The sequence below is a fragment of the Alicyclobacillus dauci genome, assembly GCF_026651605.1.
Taxonomy (GTDB): domain Bacteria; phylum Bacillota; class Bacilli; order Alicyclobacillales; family Alicyclobacillaceae; genus Alicyclobacillus; species Alicyclobacillus dauci.
The window spans coordinates 4,329,659-4,346,944 of the sequence record NZ_CP104064.1 but is presented as its reverse complement, the minus strand read 5'-3'; the positions used below and the strand labels follow the sequence as shown (position 1 = coordinate 4,346,944).

The following is a 17,286-nucleotide window of genomic DNA, read 5'->3' as shown; positions in this document are numbered from 1 at the left end:
CTCCTTACGTTTGAAGTAGAATGAATCTAAATATCAAGTTCTGAATACACCTGTGTAAATAATACCTCAAAAACAATGAAAAAGGGGGGCGTTTCCGGCCCCGTTTTCCGCTCCAGTTATGCTTGTAAAAGATTTGTATTGGAGGTCGTCGAAACGGAGTTGTGTAAAGACTCCTGAAGGTAGCGACGTACTTCCGCGACTGTTAAACCCATTTGTTTCGCTAACGACATCAAATGAACCCACTCTTTATCTAAGTGTATATATTCCTCGGATTTCTGTGGCACCCCGTACCCCTCCGCATGGAAGTCGTGACCAATGGCAGTCCAGCCGTCGTAGTTTACACGTTAGACCTGTGACTTTGCGCCCCTACTTTTCAGTCAGGTTTGCCCGTTCATTTAGGCTTCCAGATATTATGCTTTCATTTTGATTCTTATCACTGCGGTTAACAAGAAATAACTTTTTACATTTTGGTATATGATTCAGCACGAACCACAACCAATCGACAATAGTCCTCACTTTCCGAAGTATTGCGATGGTATAGAACTCGAAAACCTTGAGTACTTGACACGTGACTTCGTGGCTCGGGCTCACCGATCCCCATAGAGAGCATTGGGGTGCTTCTTAGCTATCTCATGTCATCTCGATCACAACAGTGGTCGCATGTCACCTTCCTCTATATGTGACCGGATAGATGCTAAGATTCATGAGTTTACAGCGACCTGGGCAAAAAACCGTTCGTTCTTTAATAAGAACAATACACGGCTAAAATTTAAAAATGATGTTCTCGATTGAGAAAAAAGTGATTGACTTCTGCTCAATCGCAAAATATACTAACGCTGGGTTCTTTATAAAGAACAAAATAAATGTATGATGTTCTTAATTAGGGCATGATGCTTGCACGAAGGAAATCGTTCCCAGACATCATATTCGGTATCATACCGAACCGTGTGACAGTGATAGGGTACAGAACCTAGTAACTGGTTCGTAATGAAACCGATAATCTCCGAGTCCTTACATTAGGGGTGAGCACGTGAAAAATGTAGAGGAGTTGTGTGTAACTCAGCATGTGGGGTATGTACCACGGAGAATTAATCGTAAACAAAAGCAGCAGCAACTGAGAAGAAAAATTGTAGTCCGGTCATTTGTAGCGGCGGTGTGTCTTGGAGCTATATCTTTAGGGGCCATGGTCAAAGCGAACACCTTCCCAACCACTACGGCGCTAACTACATCCGCTACAGCTACGGGGGTCGTGAAGTTTGAAACAGCTCCATTTGAGGATAAGAAAGTCAAAACACTAGAAGAGAAGCTCAAGAGCGCCGCAGCCGCAAGTGCTGTGAACTCTACAGGCGGTAGCAACACAACAGGTAGCAATACGACAGGCGGAAATACGACAGGCGGAAACACGACAGACGGAAACACGACAGACGGAAACACGACAGACGGAAACACGACGGACGGAAACACGACAGACGGAAACACGACAGGCGGAAACACGACAGACGGAAACACGACAGACGGAAACACGACAGACGGAAACACGACAGACGGAAACACGACAGACGGAAACACGACAGACGGAAACACGACAGACGGAAACACGACAGGCGGAAACACGACAGGCGGAAACACGACAGGCGGAAACACGACAGACGGGCATATGTCCGTTGACTCTAATACAACGAATGACACGAGTGCCATGGGAGTGGAGAAACGATGATTAAAAAGGTGCTGGGTATTCTGAACATCGTGATAACTGGACTACTAGGTGTATTGATGGTAGGTACGATGTTCCTGGCCATTTCCTCGCGGCTAAATCACGGGCAACCGCAGATATTTGGGCAACGGATGTACGAGGTTTTGTCCGGCTCGATGACCCCCACATTTCATACAGGATCAGTTATTTTCGAAAACCCAAAGGTAAATACCAAGAATTTGAAAGTCGGGGACGTGATTACCTTTAGGATTCCAATCTCGGCAGAATATGGACCGATCGCGGGAACCATCGTTACGCACAGGATTAAAAGTATCACTACAACAAATGGTCAGGAATGGATCAAGACGAAGGGTGATGCGAATAAATCCGCAGACCCTTGGACCATTCCGGAACAAAATGTCATTGCTACATACGACAATTTTACCATCCCTTATGTTGGATACTACATTACCTATCTGAAAACAAAATGGGGTATCGCGGCTTTCACGATACTTCCTGGAGCAATTCTGTTGTTCAGCAGTGTATGGGGGCTGATTCGCCAAGTGAGACAGTTGCAGAAATCACCCGAGGCGAAGCCCGAAGTGACTGTAGAAGCAAATCCCAGCGGTATCAGTTCGTAACTTTCACCTACATTGGTTGAACGTTCTTCGGATGGTGGGGCAAGGGTGTACATACCTATCCGATCAGAACTTCAATATATAAAACTTTCCTTTGGAGGGAATTTCTCGAATGAAGCACAAGGGCAAACTCAGTCTTACAGCAGCCACAGCGTTGGCTGGCATCGCTCTTATGAGCACAGGATCATTCGCTATTTTTACCGCCAACGCAGCAACTTCAACCAACACATTCGCAGCTGGCGTAGTCGACCTCACAGCAAATGATTCAGGTGCCGCAGCGAAGTCAAACGGCCAGGATATTTTGTTGCAAAACCTAGTACCTGGTGACACGACGGCGGATACGCAGTACGTGTACAACAAGGGAACCGTTACGGAATTTGTGTCTGTTGCGACGAACGCGAACGGTGACATCTTCTTTGACGACGGGCTCAACAACCCTTCTGCACGTGATGCGAGTGATGCAATCTTACCAGAATTCACACCAGCGCGTGGACTGCACACGTATGACAGCAACAGTACCGTGGACGGTACAGCGAACGGGATTTCGAACAACAATCCTGTATTGTCGAGTCCAAGTATATCTGGCGACGATTACCTGTCTGTTGACTACTCGAAAACGAACAACAACTCTGCTTTCCAACATGACAACAACCCATTCCAGTACACAGTTAATGTGCAAGTTCAGTCCTCTTCTGATGGTGGAAAAACATGGAGCGCTGCTGGGCAGTTTACAACTGAGGATGGAACAGTTATTCCAAACTTAAACGATACATCGAGTTGGAATGTTTGGTACCAACAGGCTGGAACTAGTCCGTCAGGCTCACCGTATTCTGCATCAACTGCTTCGTACAGTCCTACGACTCAGTATAGCGGATCGACAAAAGTATTTGGAATTGTATTACCCCCCCAGCAGATTAAAGAAAGTGACAGCACGCACACGAACACTTTAGAGTATCGCTTGGCTGTCACCTACAATGGTACATTACCGACAGACGCTCACAACGACTACCAGCAAACGGTCGGTGGTATGCAATCCGAGTTTGACGCATGGCAATGGGAGAATAGTTCGGCAAGCCCGGTTGGTCAACCGGATATCAATGATGTTTCATCCGATCCGTTAAACCCATCGAGCAACCCTGGCGGTCCAGGGCAAACTGAAGGGACGCCAGCCAAGGGAGAACTAACTGCCGTTACGGGGCAACAGTGTGCGAATCCTGAACTTACCAGTGAAAACGGCCACTACCATTTGAGCGGTGTTCAGGCTAACCAGTCCTATACATTTACGGGCAAGCTAGAGGATTCCAGTGGTAACCCGGTATCAGGTTCAGGCGTAACGATGACTGCGACCGAAATCGGGACGGCTAACGGCCATATCACTAACATCCAGGTAAACTCTGACGGGACGTTCACATTTACGTATCGGAGTGACGGAGTAGGGTTCATCAACTCAAAGACGAATGATGATTTCACCCTCAACGTTGGATCAAATCAGATGTTCGAGTTTGATACGAATAATTACCTAAACAAAATGCTCAACAACAATGCTGTGAACAACTCCGTTAACTGACGTTACTCATCAGCAAAATGACCAATCCGGCAGGATTGGTCATTTTGCTTTTTCGCTCTTCGTATCTTGAGATTATTGAGCGAACTGTGCCTGTATTGGATTCGTCAGTATTCATCTAGATTGAATTCTGAGAATCGTTATTGACACAGCATCTTGTTTTGATATGATGTTCTTAATAAAGAACAAAATCATTAGTTATCAAGAACGGAATGTGGTAACAAAGTGGCAGGAACGTTTTAGTGGGGGGATAAAGCATGATGAACAAACAAAGAGTGTTATTAGCCTCCGCTGCAATTATTGCTGGATTTCTTATCACGACCACTGAATCATTGTTTTGCATCACGGCACACGCTGAAGCAACAAAATTTAGCCCGGATCAAGTCGTTGGCATATCCCTATCCCAGGGTAAAGTGGTCGCGAATGCAACGTATATTTCGAACATCATTCCAGGGAATACGGAATCAGATACATTGGAAATTACGAATACAGGGTCACGAAGTGAATATATCACCATTCAACACACCCTGATCGGAAACATCTTTAAGGATAACGGGAAGTATGGAACTTTGTTAGGAACTGATACGGATAACGACGGTGTGCAGCATGGGATTTCCATAGACTACGAAGCGACAAATAAGAATCCAAACTTCGAGTTCGACGATCATCCACTTCAAATTACCTATGATATCCACCTAACTCGCTTAGTAGGGGAGCAGATAGTGGCAGAAGGACCTTTTTCAACCGACAACACTTCGCCGGCATTCGAATTGGCTTCCGGACAAAGTGCTTATGTGACATACACGTACAAAATGCCCATCGAAGCGCACAATGATTACCAAGGTACCTGTGGTAAAATGGATATTCTTGTGAATGCGATGGCGGACGAGACACCTCCAGGACCACCTTCTGGGCCGCCGGGGTCGCCACCAAATACACCGCCCGTTACTCCACCCGTGCCACCGACACCACCTCCAGGGCCGCCAACTCCACCGCCTGGACCGCCGCCGGGGCCACCCGTCACACCACCTGGAGGACACACCACACCGCCGTCCAAGTCAACCATTCCCTCAGTGGTGCCTGGGGGCACGGCTCCAGTCACAGGGATACAAGCTGGCGTGATTTTAGTGACAGGTGTGTCGCTCATGGCAATTGGAACTGGGCTCATCTTTTTCCGTCGTAAACCAAAACAATTTCGCGACGGCTAAAGCTAGGCGAGGAGTGTGGAATGAAGTCATCAAAGATAGTCCTATTTCTCGGTCTTGGATGTTTGTTGGTTGGTGCGGGCGTGATCGCGAATTTAGGGTGGTTCTACTTAAATAGCTACACTGTGGGGAAGCAGTTGCTGACCAATGTGACCGGAACTGTCTCAACAGAGAACACCACGGGCCCCGTGGAAAATATTCCAACGCCGAAATTGGACGGATTGGTGGGGAAGCTTCATATTCCGGCGCTCGCTTTGGATGCACCGGTGGTAGAGGGGACGGATGACAAAGAGATCAACGTCGCCGTGGGTCATTTGGCCACAAGTGTTATGCCGGGTGAGAAAGGGACGTCTGTTTTGGCGGCGCACAATGCGACGTGGTTTCGGCATATCAATCAATTGTCGAAGGGCGACGTTATCACCATGGAGACAAAGTCGGGGACGTTTTTGTTCAAGGTGAGTCAAGCGAAGATTATGCACACCGGCGATCCGATTTATAACACGTCGAACCCGAGCATCGTGCTGGAAAGTTGCTACCCGTTGGATGCCTTGTACCTCACACCGTATCGGTATTTGGTCTACGCGAACATGATTCAGCAGGTCGGCTCATCAAACCCGAGAGCATCGGTTGTTTCAGATGCGATCCCGTCCATCACGTACACCGCAGAGATTCCCGATGAAATCCGCAAGCAGGGCGTGACGCTTCAGACAAACTCGTTGCCGATGGGATCGTTACACTACGAAGGCAGTCCCTCAAACGATTTCGTACAGAGCAACAGTCCGCTGAATGCTGCGTCCGAATTTGTTCAACTGTACCTCGCTTGGCTGCATGCCTCGTCGTCAAAGGATTCGGCCGCTTTGGCTTCGCTTCTGAAAAAGGGTGTACAAAACAATCCATTGTATGGCTATCCAATCAACAGACTCTCATATCAAAACGGATTTAACGTAACGCTGGATGTGGATGGCACGGCTCTTGTACATCTTACGGCGACGACCATGATTAAGGCTAATGCCACATACCATGTTGAGGTGAATGCTGCGGTTGAGGGGAATCAGATACATTTGGAGAGTGTTGATGTGCATAAATAGGTAGGTATGTATGTCGGACAGTGGGGTGAGCATCCAGTCAAAAACCCGCTTGCTATTCGACCACGGAGTAGTAAACTCTTTTTGGGAGGAGAAGCAAACCTGCCTACCTACGCTTACAGGCATCGGGTACAGGTTTGTCTTCCCTGTGTACAGTATACGAATAGCTACACTCTGTTTATGATGGTAGGTTCATGACTCATATTGCTCCATCATTGCCTCGAGGTTCTTAAACTGTTCATTTCTGGATATTTACCTAACTCTTACATAACATCTATCCTATAACCCCAGTTCGCGACCAAATTGGTTAACCTTTCTGTGTGATTCCCTTGGAATTCGTGTTCGAGGGGTCTCCAGTCTTAAACAGTGATTTCCAAGTAGCACTTTTGGCAGTTCCGTTATTTGTCTGCATTAACCCTCGAACGACGCATGTTTCAGGCGACTGGGCGATAACAATGGGCACCTCCGTACGCCGGGTCAAACTGGGTAGGATATCGGCCATTTTCGCGTTTCCGCCTACTAAAACTATGCCTCTATCCATGATGTCACCGACCAATTCTGGGGGGCATGTCTCAAGTGTTTCAACGACCAAGTTCACAATCGTTTCATAATATGTTTTTAATTGTTGTTCGATGAGCGTGCGAGGTACGAGGATGCTGTCGGGAAGGCCGGTTCGAAGATTTCTGCCGCGTGCTTCAAATGATTCAACATCGAGTTGTTCGGCGTAACGCAGCTTTAAGTCTTCTGCGGATCGTAAACCGATTAAAAAGCCGTAGTTCTTTCGCAGCATCTCAACAATCGACGTATCAACGGTACGGCCACCCGTTTTTGAAAAGCGTTTGTCCACGACACCATTCATAGACATGACAGCGGCTTGAGTAACTCCTGCTCCTAGATTCACAACAAGGCAACCTATCGGTTGTCCGATAGGAAGGTCGGCACCAATTGCAGCAGCGACAGTTGAATCAAACAACTTTACTTGACGGGCCCCTGCTTGTTCACCAATCTCCTTAAACACTCTTCTTTCGACGTCTGTTAAGCCCGAAGGAACGGATAAAGTTAGGTTGAACCGTCTTGGAAATCTACCAGGAAGGAATTTGGTGACCGCATACTTGATTACATTGACCGCCGCATCGAAGTGTTTAATGCTGCCGTCTTCAATGGGGTGGAGAACTTCAACCCCATACGGATTTCGACCCAGGATTTGTTCGGCTTCGGTACCGACTATTACACGTCCGAGTTCATCCCAAGCAACGACACATGGTTCATTGATAATTTCTTCACTACCAGACACCCCAATACGAAAATATGAGGTTCCGAGGTCAATGAAAAAATCCACGGGGATTCATCCTTTCTCACGCCTACGGGGTTAGTTGACGGATTCGGCTGAAAGGTTGCCTAGGGCTGCTGCCCATTCACCCCAGAGAATAAATCCCCCGTTCTTGCGATTCGGCGTATGGAAGTTTCGTCTAGGTGTTTTTAGAGTCATTCGAACGTGATCGAGAATTTATGTCGCATGGAGTAGAAACACACGATTCACTACCTGGTCGAAATTGTAAATTGGTATACCGACATATCCGAGCGATTTAAATCGAAATATTTTACATTGCGCCAAACTATGTGAGTCCGAATCGCAAGAACGGGGGACATCTTTTTAGGGGTGAATCACAGTCATAGCTGTGTAGGGAATCCTTCTCCCAAACCCGACAACTAACCTCGTAGGACTAGAAGGAGTTAAGGTACGAAAGATGAAGCGTTTTTTAGGTATCCTTGCAGGCATGTCCATGTTGGCCACGATTCCAACCACGGCTTTGGCCGGCACACAGTCAGCAAAGCCAACGAGTTCCAAGACGATTGCCCTCAATAGTCAACCATTTTCTAAACCTCAAGCGATAGTGAGTACAGGAACAACGTACATGCCGATCTGGTACCTAATGCAGGCATTGAATGAACTGGGCATCAGTACAAAATGGGATGGACACAGTCTGAATATATCGACTCCTTCTGGGGTCAATGTGAACACAGACAACGTGAACCCGGGTACAGGCTCAATGAGCATGTTGGTAAACGGTACTTTGGTTCAGCGCGTTGATGATATTGTGGCTGTGGACCCGAGTTCGGGCGGGGATACGACGTATGTTCCTATCTGGTACCTGATGCGGATATTAGATAGAGTAACGGTCAATTCGAGCTGGAATGGAAATGTATTCAACCTCCAGTCTAACTTGAATAACGTTCAAAAGCGACAAGATGTCGTCCGCTACGCAAAAACGTTAATTGGGACGAAATACCAGTGGGGCGGAAAGTCGGCGAACGGATGTGATTGTTCTGGTTTAGTTCAGATGGCCTTTGACAAGGTTCAGATGAAACTACCGAGGCAAGCAGCGACGCAGGCGAAAGTGGGACAAGTCGTTTCGACATCAAATCTCCAGACGGGGGACCTTGTGTTCTTTAAGACGACCGGATCGGGGATTTCGCATGTTGGGATTTATGTCGGTAACGGCAAATTCATCTCGGCGACGTCATCCCACGGTGTTCGGATTACAGAGCTGCATGATCCGTACTACTGGGGACCGCGATTGATACGTGCAACCAATCCTTATGTTTAACCGTATTCGCCGCTGAACGATGCGAAAGCAAAACCCACATGACGGAACCAGAGTTCTTACCGCATGTGGGTTAGCGCCGAGATTACAAACTTAAACTTGTCGAATAATCAAGAGACCGGTTGCGACAAGTCTCATATATATGTTGCCAGGGACGCAGTTGTTCAAATGTGGAACTTGCGGCAAGGACATCGCAGTCAGCGTAACGCTGGCCGATGATCTGCATGCCCACTGGCAAGCCATCCACCATTCCGGCCGGGATCGAGGCCGATGGATGACCGGTGAAGTTGGTGAAGTACGTGAGGCACCAGCCAATGAGCGATCTCGTCTCACAACCCATAAAATGTGCTTATGCACATGGAAGACCGAAGAACGGCAGAAGTGAGCAATATGACTTCTACCTTAAACATCACCAAGCGATGGTATACCGACCGGAACATTTCGGATATTCATTTAAGTATTGTGATTTTTCATAATTAGTGAGACACTATGGGTTCACCGGTGGTTCGTGGGTGGTGTTTTCGCAGAATTAATGAGATTTTTGTCATTGAGTAACCGGGGCACTTAGTCCGGACTTTATCCATCCCTTTACACATTTAAAATTCCTCACAGTGCATTTATGTATACCTTTATGTATTTATATATACATGTTAGTTATATCCCTTGTTGAACATTCGCACCCGTTCGTATTATGAGCTCAGCCAGTTTTTACTGGTTGAGCTCTTTCAGTATAAGGGTTTTATACTCGGTAGTCGGGTCGAACGTCCGCACCCGTGGGTCTGCGAACCCGAGGACTAAACTGTTCACCCCCTACTTGTGGAAGCATGTTTGAAGCTGGTTGGGGCAACGACCTCGTATAACAAGCGAAGCTATGAACTGCAAGAAGGATAGGGGCTGCCGACAAAATCAGTGAGAGGAGCTGTTCAGGTGAATCCAGTCGTTGGTCTGGATATTGCGAAAGGAGAAAGCAAGGGACAAGTGTTTCTGAACAGGGGTATGCCTCATGGAAAGAGCTTTAACATCGTTCATACAAGTGCAGGGCTCGATCAGTTCCACGATGTACTCCGTTCCGTGGAGGAACTGACCGGAGCGCCCCCTACCATCATCCTTGAATCGACCGGGCACTATCACAAACCGATCACCCACTTTCTTGATGAACAGAACTATGTATATATCCTGGTCAATCCCTTGATTGCCTACCAAGCGAAGAAGACCAGTCTCCGCAAGGTAAAAACAGATGCCCGAGATGCCTACAGTCTCTGCGAACTCTACTACAAAGAAGAGTTTGAGCCGTATAAGAGGCGAGGCATACAGCTACTAGACCTCCGTAACCTTACACGGCAACATGAATCGATCACCGGTTTGTGCATTCAAACGAAGCTACAGTTTCAGGCGATTCTGGACCAGGTGTTTCCTGAATTCAGGGGTGTGTTCGGAGACTTGTACTCAAAGGTCTCATTGCATGTGTTGTCGAGGTTTTCGACAGCCCAAACCGTTCTGGATGTTTCAGAGGCTGAGCTGGCAGAACAGGTTGCAAAGTTCTGTCCCAGTCGTTCCGACCGTTGGGCGGCTGAGAAGGCAAAGAAAATTATAGCCGCTGCAATGAGGAATCCGTTTCGGGAAGCGAACCTGCAAAGTCACCTATTCAGTCTGGGGATATGTACATTAAAATGCTCCTTCAATATCAAGAGCATCTATCCGCCCTTGAAAACCAGATAGATGCCCTCGCCATGATATTGAAGAATATCAGATTATCCAATCCATTCCCGGTATAGGTGGAAAAATCGCTGCAACGATTCTTTCCGAAATCGGAGAAATAGACCGGTTTAATCACCCAAAGAAACTCGTGGCTTTTGCGGGCGTTGACCCCCGTGTGTTCGAGTCTGGTAAGTTCACAGCAACCATAAATCGCATCAGTAAACGGGGCTCCAGCCGACTTCGTCACACGTTGTTCGTCGCTGTTTTGTGCAGTTTGCGTAAAAGCGGCAGTAAGCGACTAAAAGCCTTTTACGACCGAAAACGAGAAGAAGGAAAGGCTCATAAAGTCGCTGTGATCGCCTGTGCTAACAAACTGCTTCATTGGATTTATGTCGTGTTAAAACGTAAAGAAGCTTTCCTAGACATGCCTTAATTTCTAGGTCAAGACCGACAAATGAAATACCTTCCAGTGTTCGAGGAAGGTTTATTTGTTATGTCCAAATTCACTCTAACACAATTATCAAGCCAGTTTCACTGGCAATCTTGACAAGCTATTAGCTGGGATCGTTCAAGATGAACCGTCGAGCGACGGGAGTTCAACCATGGATTTCGAATCAATTTTTGTGTGATAAATTGTCCCATTCTCACGCCAGGAAATGTCCATCACTGGTGGGATAGTAGATGACGTGATGTAAAACCCCGTACCGCTTATTCCACCACCGCCACCCTCGGCTGGTTCATGGACTGTTTTATCCCCAAATTGGATTGTCAGGTCTTGAAGGGTCTCATTTGATTGAAGCTCAAGTTCGCTATAAATAACGTCATGTTGCTTGCACAACCAAAGCCACCCCGTCGTAACTAATCCATGGGCAACGAACACCGTCCATTCGGATGAAATGGGATGGTCTCCAGTATATGAAGTGACCTCGTCAGTAAACGAACTTAATCCTGTTCCGTATGGGTCTCTGTTTCCACAAGCAGTAACCATAAAAAGTAAAATTATTGAGACAATTGGCATCGTTACTCGGGTAATTTGAGACTTGAACACGGGCTACACCCCCTCTCCGAAATGATCTTCACTTTAGGGCTGCCCGAGAGCTGAAACCGGTGCCAATAGCGAATCTTTATGCATATGCTGCTTATAGGCACTAAGGCTAGCTATATTTAGAACACCTCTGATTCAAGCCGGTCTAGCCAATCATTAACCAGTACGTTAAACACACTTGCCTGCTCGATTTGAAGGTTATGACCCGCCATATCAAGTACGGCGAAAGTTGCTCTGGGATATTGTTCGATCAATTGCCAAGCATCCTGATACCCTACTACATGATCCTGTCGCCCCGTAACAATTAGGCTCGGGTACTCAAATGAATTCGAAGAGATATCAAAGGTAAAACCATATCCATTTTCGCGAATCCGGTTTAAGAATTCATAATTTGACTGTTTGGAAGGCATCAAAATTTCATCACGAAACCTGTCCCACTCTGACTCACCTTGTAATACCGCCATAGAACGAAATTCGTCCAAATCATCTGAGGATAACTGAGACATCAACTCGTTATCTATTTTCAAGACAGTCTGTTGAGGTAATGTTCTGCTATCGAATTCTGGGACAACCATTGGAGCCATGAGTAATAAGCCACGCACCATTTCGTGACGAAGATGAATGATACCTCGAGCGATGTATCCTCCGTACGAATTTCCGCAAAGAATGAAGGGTTGATTAGGGATAAGATCATCGAGCCACTCTAATACCGTCTTCAACATGTCGTCAGAATTCCGAATAGATGGATGTGAATCTGAACGTCCCATACCGGGTAGATCTACATAAACCCGTTTCCAACCAGTTCTCTTCTCAAATAGAGGTTCCATGGAGTGTAACAATACCTGGTGATCTAATGACCAACCATGCAACATCACCACGGGGTAGCCTTCTCCTATGACCTTGTGGTTAATGAACATGAATAAAACTCCTTTCGAAATCATTTAACAATATATCGAAAATCCCATTTTATGAAAGAGCTCTACTATTGCAACATAACTGCTGTCCGTTTGTTCAATATCCACTTTACAGATTTGGTGCACTATTATACACCTAAGGCTACACAAATCGCCTGGATCGTATGATAGAGGCGGTGTTTCTTAGTATGGAACTTATTTTCCCGGTATACGACTTTATTTTTAGCACACATCTTTAGTTTCTGTGATTCGTTACGATGACGCTTGCAAAATAAAGAAGCCGCCACACTGGTGTGACGACTTTGATCATGCTAGGCCTCAGGGACTACTTCTGCGCTGTCAACGATCCGTCCGATGCACGCAGATACCCGCTCATCATCTGTCCGGTCCATTCGTTTGCGAACTGGATGGCAATGGAGCCGCCGCTGCCTGCAGCGTTCGACGAAACGACAAAGTCACCCGAGTGCAACGTCGCGATTTGTTGACCGGATCCGTCGTAAACCGGCACGGACGTTTGAGCTGAATGCGGATTTTGGACGGTCACTCGATAGACATTGCTAAAGTTGATGTACCGTGCGTTCACCCAGCCGTACCCGACAACGTGGTACCACTCCACGACGTACGGGCCGAACATCCCCTGTTCCATTTGGTCTATGTGAACGTTTGTTCCAGTTGGAATGACAGAATAGGATGGCTCAATATACGTTTTCCACAGCCCATAATTCCAAGTACCCGATTGCGCGAGACCATATTTCGATTGGAAATTGAGAACGGCCTGTTTTGTCGCCGGGCCAAATTGACCGTCCACTTGGAGCCCGCTGTTCATCGTTTTGTTTAAGTATAGTTGGAGCGTGACGACGTTCGTGCCTGCACTGCCAACTTGAATGGTCTGTCCGTAGAACATGTGCGCTTCGCCCGTTCCCGGATCAGAGTAGTACGGCAACCCTGAATATGTGCTGTTTGCGAGAACTGTACCGCTTGCCCCGTTCAAATAAAACACCGGTTCGTCCGTGCTTTTCGGTGCGGGGGCGGATGTACTGCTGGTAAATTGGTGATAACTCTGAACCGAATCATTAACAGATGAAGCCACTTCGTTCATCAGTGCGGCAATGTTGCTGGCCCACTGGGGATCTGTTGCGTAATTGTGGTTCATCCCAGTTAGCGTGGGTGCGACGTAATGTGAAGCTCCAGGGGTTAAGTAGTTGTTGCGAACTTCCCATGCCTGGAAGCGGATGGCGTAGTCTGCGCTCGGGAACATGCCCGCTGCATTTGGCGTTGAGTCGTACGCGCCGTAACCATACAGGTTGTTTTGTTCAGTGGAGAAGTAGCTGCCTGTCCAACCGCATTCCTCGATGGAGTGAGAGACTAGATAATTTGCATCTACGCCGTACGTGTTTTGTGCGTAGACGTACGATCCGCCCAGGCCCGTAAATGGGCTGTTGTGGCTCTTGAGGAAGCTGTCTATGGACGAAGCGGTAATGTTGCCCGGTGCTGCATAGCGCAAGTCAACATTGGTGAACGATCCTTTCGCCGGGATCGCGGCAGGGGGTGTAATCTGCCAATCCGTTCCGTTCCAAGTCGAATGAATGCCGACGCGGTTGAGCACTTGCATGACGTACCAGATGGGCATGAATGTTGTGGGACTGCCTGAGAGCGGATCGACATGGACAATGCGATTCACTCTCTGAACGATCCGGCCGTTCAAAGCAATACTCGAGTTTCCGAATCCTGGTGACACGTTTGACAAGTTGACAGAGTACGACGACGGTAATAATAGATTCCATTCCCCATTATTCCATGTGCTCTGAATACCCAAGCTCTTGAGTACCTGCATGACATACCAGATGGGCATGTACGTCGTGTTGTTCGCGACGAGTCCGTAGTTGCTGGATTTGAGTTGACCGGACAAGTAGATGTGCTTGACTCCAAGTGATTGGGATTGATATGTGCTGGCTTGTACTGCTGGTGTATAAGCTGCGATGGAAAAGAGAGACGGCAGGGGCAGGGTTGCGAGTGCGACAAGATGTGATTTTTTCATGATGGCGCCTCCATGATTTCTAAACCTAGTACTCGTTAGCAACAGACATTTGCTGTTTTACTGTCTCCAATGGGACGGTCAGAACAACACGAGCGGTATGAGATTGGTTGAAGAGTGGCGGGGATCATCTATAACAAGCAGACGCAGATTTACCTGCGCCCGCATCTACTATATTCGGAGTAATTTGGCTGTGTTTGACGGTCGAGGATACAATTTCTATGGCTTTTCAGGTGGATGATGGATTGGCTTTATACAAAGTGGTTCACGGGTTCGTTGTCAGGGGAACCGCTCTTCGTAATCTCCACGGCGGGCAAAGATAAAGTTACGGTTGTTCCTACGTTCTTTTTACTTGTGATATGAATCGTACCGCCATGTTCTTTGATGATGTTGTACACCACCATCAACCCGAGTCCTGTACCTTTCTCCTTCGTCGTATAAAAAGGTTGGCCCAGAGATGGAATGAGTTCCTCCGGAATTCCAGTCCCTTCGTCTGTTATTTCGATCACGGCCCGCTCCCCGATCGACTTCAGCCCAACGTGAATGGTGCCGCCATGCTCCATCGATTCAATGCTGTTTTTAAATATGTTTAGAAAAACTTGCCTCATTTGATTGCTATTACAATAGACATAGAGTGGATCAAATGACGGCGCTTCGAAATAGACGTTCTTCTCGTGAGCCTGCCCTTCCAATAGTGTCACGGTGTGGTGGATGAGCACTCCAATATCATCCGTGCAATACTCGGCTCGCTCTGGCTTGGCAAGCATCAATAACCCGCTCGTGATTTCATCTATTCGACACAGCTCAGTCCACAGGACATTGAAAGACTCTGGGGACATGTCATCAAAGTCGCCTTTTAAAAGCTGGACAAAACCTTTGACCGCTGTGAGCGGATTGCGAATTTCGTGAGCGATTCCAGCTGCGAGTTGTCCTGTTACTGCTAGTTTTTCGGTTTGAATGATATATTCCTGCTGGCGGATTCGGTCAGTGATGTCTCGGGAGACGACGATGATATCTTGGATTTTGCCTTGTTTGTTTAACACGGGTGAGAGCTCCGTTTCCACAATCACCGAATGATGATTGACGGTAAAAGTGAACTGTACCCGTTGTGCCACAGGGTTGTCCGAAATTTCCCCTAAAAGGGACTGAAGGAGTGTTTGTTCGTCGACATATGTGTACAGACTCGTCCCCTCAAGGTCCGCCGATGTGCACCCAAAGGTATTCTCGTGTGATGGGGAGGCGTAGGTGATATTCGCGTGCTCGTCGATCACGATGATGAGATCGGTGGTATTGCGTGCAATCAGTCGATACTTGTTTTCAGCCTCGGTTGATGACGCAACTGCCCGAAAATACTGTCTCGACAGCAGAATGAAACAGAGCAGGAGAATGCAGGCGTAGCATGCCGACGGAATGACATACTTTGCTTCCACGATCAACGTAAGAATGGTTGCGCTAGCGATCAGTGGTATGAAGTGAAACGTCTTAAACGAGCGGGAAATGGACTGTACCTGACCGGACGACCACTGGACACCTAAGAAGAACAATAGATTGAGTGCTTCAAAGGCTGTGATCATCGCCAGCATATGAAAATAGACCGGAAGGTTTCTTACAACGCGTTCCAGTGCGAGGCTGCCGACAAGCGAGTATGTGTACATGCCGAGCGTGACAAACAAGCGGAACCATTTCACACGCCTAAAATCCCAGTTATAGTGCTTGGAAAACACTGTGATCGTCCCGAGGACGAGTGGAGCAAAAGAACTGAACAGACCACTCTGGGACAATACAAATAAGTAGGATATGACGCCTGTCCCCCAGACGAGTCCACCTGGGAGATAGATTGGGAGCAAGCTCAGGACAACGGCCAGGCCCGACACAACCACGAGTTGGGTAGCGTGATGTGTCGTGATGGTAGCAGCAGCTATTATCAGGGTGACTATTCCCGAGGCGAACAAGAACGACAGGTAGCCACGCTTGACGATGAGCAACGTATCACTCCCTTTGTCTCTTCCCGTTTAATAATACAAGCTGAATCACCCCAATCCCTACAAAAATGTCTCCCGGACTCATGATAAATAAAGGCAAGGGAAGCCAATCAGACAGCCACCAATCCCAAGCATTTGAATCGATAAAGTGATGCGTAGCGAGATAATCAGATCCTTGTGACAGATGAAGTAGATGAGCGGTTCCTAGATAGACGGGCATGGTGCCGTCATTGGCGAGAATGACAAGCAGGTTGAGCATGGAGCCCACAAGAATAAGCTTGAATCCAGGTTTGTTCCAATTCATCATGAGCCCGATCACGATACAGCCGAACGACAGAACATATAGTACGGTCATCAATCCACTATGACCAATTGGCATGGTGTTGAACAATATTTGGAACACGAGTGCCGATAAAATGAGATATGGGTATTTAAATCGCATGCTAAGAAGCGAACGCAAGTCTCGCTTGGTCAGATATGCCCATACGATCCCTATCGCAACGAAATACGGCATGATGATCCTCCCCTGAAACAAAATAAAAAGAACCGGGGTAAACCGGCTCCTTTTATCAGCGAAGCGTTATCGAATTATAACCACGGCGTCTCAGCAACAGTCGCGACAGCAAGTGCAACAAGAACTCCGACGGTAACAAGGGTTTCCTTTTTCAGTAATTTCATAGCTACTCATCCTCCTTCGAGACCGTAATGTAGTCATAGAAGAGTCTAACGATGATGTTGCTTACATATTTCTTTCTTTTTAATCATTTTCCTTCTTAAATCGACAGTTTATTTCGACATTTTTTTCGACATCTTAGACGGGA

Annotated in this window: 14 protein-coding genes, 1 pseudogene and 3 riboswitches; of the genes and pseudogenes, 7 read left to right on the top strand and 8 right to left on the bottom strand. The window is 47.3% G+C overall.

The genetic code is table 11. The features are described from left to right. Nucleotides 1–116: 116 nt before the first annotated feature. Nucleotides 117–284, bottom strand: coding sequence for an anti-repressor SinI family protein (locus NZD86_RS21750; protein ID WP_268044153.1), 168 nt, complete (start codon nt 282–284; stop codon nt 117–119). 30 nt (nt 285–314) lie between these two features. Further along, nucleotides 315–398: riboswitch (cyclic di-GMP riboswitch) on the bottom strand. A gap of 632 nt (nt 399–1,030) precedes the next feature. Between NZD86_RS21750 and NZD86_RS21745 the strand changes: the two genes are divergently transcribed. The 5 genes from NZD86_RS21745 to NZD86_RS21725 all read left to right on the top strand — a co-directional run bounded on the left by NZD86_RS21745 (nt 1,031) and on the right by NZD86_RS21725 (nt 6,188). Continuing rightward, nucleotides 1,031–1,717, top strand: a complete 687-nt coding sequence (locus tag NZD86_RS21745; RefSeq protein ID WP_268044152.1) for a hypothetical protein — start codon at nt 1,031–1,033, stop codon at nt 1,715–1,717. After that, complete coding sequence (locus tag NZD86_RS21740; RefSeq protein ID WP_268044151.1) at nt 1,714–2,334, top strand: signal peptidase I; 621 nt, start codon at nt 1,714–1,716, stop codon at nt 2,332–2,334. Before NZD86_RS21745 ends, NZD86_RS21740 begins: the two co-directional genes overlap by 4 nt. Nucleotides 2,335–2,443: 109 nt before the next feature. Beyond that, nucleotides 2,444–3,898 carry a TasA family protein gene (locus NZD86_RS21735; protein WP_268044150.1) on the top strand — a complete coding sequence of 485 codons (1,455 nt, stop codon included), beginning with the start codon at nt 2,444–2,446 and terminating at the stop codon, nt 3,896–3,898. A 254-nt stretch (nt 3,899–4,152) separates the two neighbouring features. Beyond that, nucleotides 4,153–5,103 (top strand): hypothetical protein, encoded by a 951-nt coding sequence (locus NZD86_RS21730; protein WP_268044149.1) that lies wholly within the window; start codon nt 4,153–4,155, stop codon nt 5,101–5,103. 20 nt (nt 5,104–5,123) lie between these two features. Beyond that, nucleotides 5,124–6,188, top strand: a complete 1,065-nt coding sequence (locus tag NZD86_RS21725; protein ID WP_268044147.1) for a class D sortase — start codon at nt 5,124–5,126, stop codon at nt 6,186–6,188. Nucleotides 6,189–6,492: 304 nt separating this feature from the next. Here the strand turns inward: NZD86_RS21725 and NZD86_RS21720 are convergent, their stop codons facing one another. Next, a complete protein-coding gene (locus NZD86_RS21720) occupies nt 6,493–7,524 on the bottom strand; it encodes a rod shape-determining protein (protein WP_268044145.1) in 1,032 nt (343 codons plus the stop codon). A 6-nt stretch (nt 7,525–7,530) separates the two neighbouring features. Continuing rightward, a riboswitch (cyclic di-AMP (ydaO/yuaA leader) is annotated at nt 7,531–7,650 on the bottom strand. Nucleotides 7,651–7,799: 149 nt separating this feature from the next. After that, nucleotides 7,800–7,924: riboswitch (cyclic di-AMP (ydaO/yuaA leader) on the top strand. 9 nt (nt 7,925–7,933) lie between these two features. Here NZD86_RS21720 and NZD86_RS21715 point away from each other — a divergent pair. Next, nucleotides 7,934–8,794: a C40 family peptidase gene (locus NZD86_RS21715; protein ID WP_268044144.1), complete on the top strand. Its 861-nt coding sequence runs from the start codon at nt 7,934–7,936 to the stop codon at nt 8,792–8,794. Between the two features lie 82 nt (nt 8,795–8,876). Here NZD86_RS21715 and NZD86_RS21710 read toward each other — a convergent pair whose 3' ends face one another. Continuing rightward, nucleotides 8,877–9,131, bottom strand: a complete 255-nt coding sequence (locus NZD86_RS21710; protein ID WP_268044143.1) for an amidase family protein — start codon at nt 9,129–9,131, stop codon at nt 8,877–8,879. 587 nt (nt 9,132–9,718) lie between these two features. Here NZD86_RS21710 and NZD86_RS21705 point away from each other — a divergent pair. Further along, nucleotides 9,719–10,922 (top strand): annotated as a pseudogene (locus NZD86_RS21705) (IS110 family RNA-guided transposase). A 135-nt stretch (nt 10,923–11,057) separates the two neighbouring features. On the opposite strand, the gene NZD86_RS21700 reads toward NZD86_RS21705, so the two are convergent. From NZD86_RS21700 to NZD86_RS21680, 5 genes are all read right to left on the bottom strand, one after another. Beyond that, nucleotides 11,058–11,537, bottom strand: a complete 480-nt coding sequence (locus NZD86_RS21700; protein WP_268044142.1) for a hypothetical protein — start codon at nt 11,535–11,537, stop codon at nt 11,058–11,060. Nucleotides 11,538–11,653: 116 nt separating this feature from the next. Next, a complete protein-coding gene (locus NZD86_RS21695) occupies nt 11,654–12,451 on the bottom strand; it encodes an alpha/beta fold hydrolase (RefSeq protein WP_268044141.1) in 798 nt (265 codons plus the stop codon). Nucleotides 12,452–12,773: 322 nt separating this feature from the next. Beyond that, nucleotides 12,774–14,486 (bottom strand): glucosaminidase domain-containing protein, encoded by a 1,713-nt coding sequence (locus NZD86_RS21690; RefSeq protein WP_268044140.1) that lies wholly within the window; start codon nt 14,484–14,486, stop codon nt 12,774–12,776. 248 nt (nt 14,487–14,734) lie between these two features. Beyond that, nucleotides 14,735–16,468: an ATP-binding protein gene (locus NZD86_RS21685; protein ID WP_268044138.1), complete on the bottom strand. Its 1,734-nt coding sequence runs from the start codon at nt 16,466–16,468 to the stop codon at nt 14,735–14,737. A 4-nt stretch (nt 16,469–16,472) separates the two neighbouring features. After that, the gene (locus NZD86_RS21680) at nt 16,473–16,979 is read right to left on the bottom strand and encodes a DUF5317 family protein (RefSeq protein ID WP_268044137.1); all 507 of its coding nucleotides are present in this window, start codon (nt 16,977–16,979) and stop codon (nt 16,473–16,475) included. Nucleotides 16,980–17,286: the final 307 nt, after the last annotated feature.

Coding starts and splice junctions, on each gene's coding strand:
- NZD86_RS21725 (WP_268044147.1), top strand. CDS start 5,124: ATGAAGTCATCAAAGATAGTCCTATTTCTCGGTCTTGGATGTTTGTTG.
- NZD86_RS21740 (WP_268044151.1), top strand. CDS start 1,714: ATGATTAAAAAGGTGCTGGGTATTCTGAACATCGTGATAACTGGACTA.
- NZD86_RS21715 (WP_268044144.1), top strand. CDS start 7,934: ATGAAGCGTTTTTTAGGTATCCTTGCAGGCATGTCCATGTTGGCCACG.
- NZD86_RS21710 (WP_268044143.1), bottom strand. CDS start 9,131: ATGGGTTGTGAGACGAGATCGCTCATTGGCTGGTGCCTCACGTACTTC.
- NZD86_RS21680 (WP_268044137.1), bottom strand. CDS start 16,979: ATGCCGTATTTCGTTGCGATAGGGATCGTATGGGCATATCTGACCAAG.
- NZD86_RS21735 (WP_268044150.1), top strand. CDS start 2,444: ATGAAGCACAAGGGCAAACTCAGTCTTACAGCAGCCACAGCGTTGGCT.
- NZD86_RS21695 (WP_268044141.1), bottom strand. CDS start 12,451: ATGTTCATTAACCACAAGGTCATAGGAGAAGGCTACCCCGTGGTGATG.
- NZD86_RS21730 (WP_268044149.1), top strand. CDS start 4,153: ATGATGAACAAACAAAGAGTGTTATTAGCCTCCGCTGCAATTATTGCT.
- NZD86_RS21690 (WP_268044140.1), bottom strand. CDS start 14,486: ATGAAAAAATCACATCTTGTCGCACTCGCAACCCTGCCCCTGCCGTCT.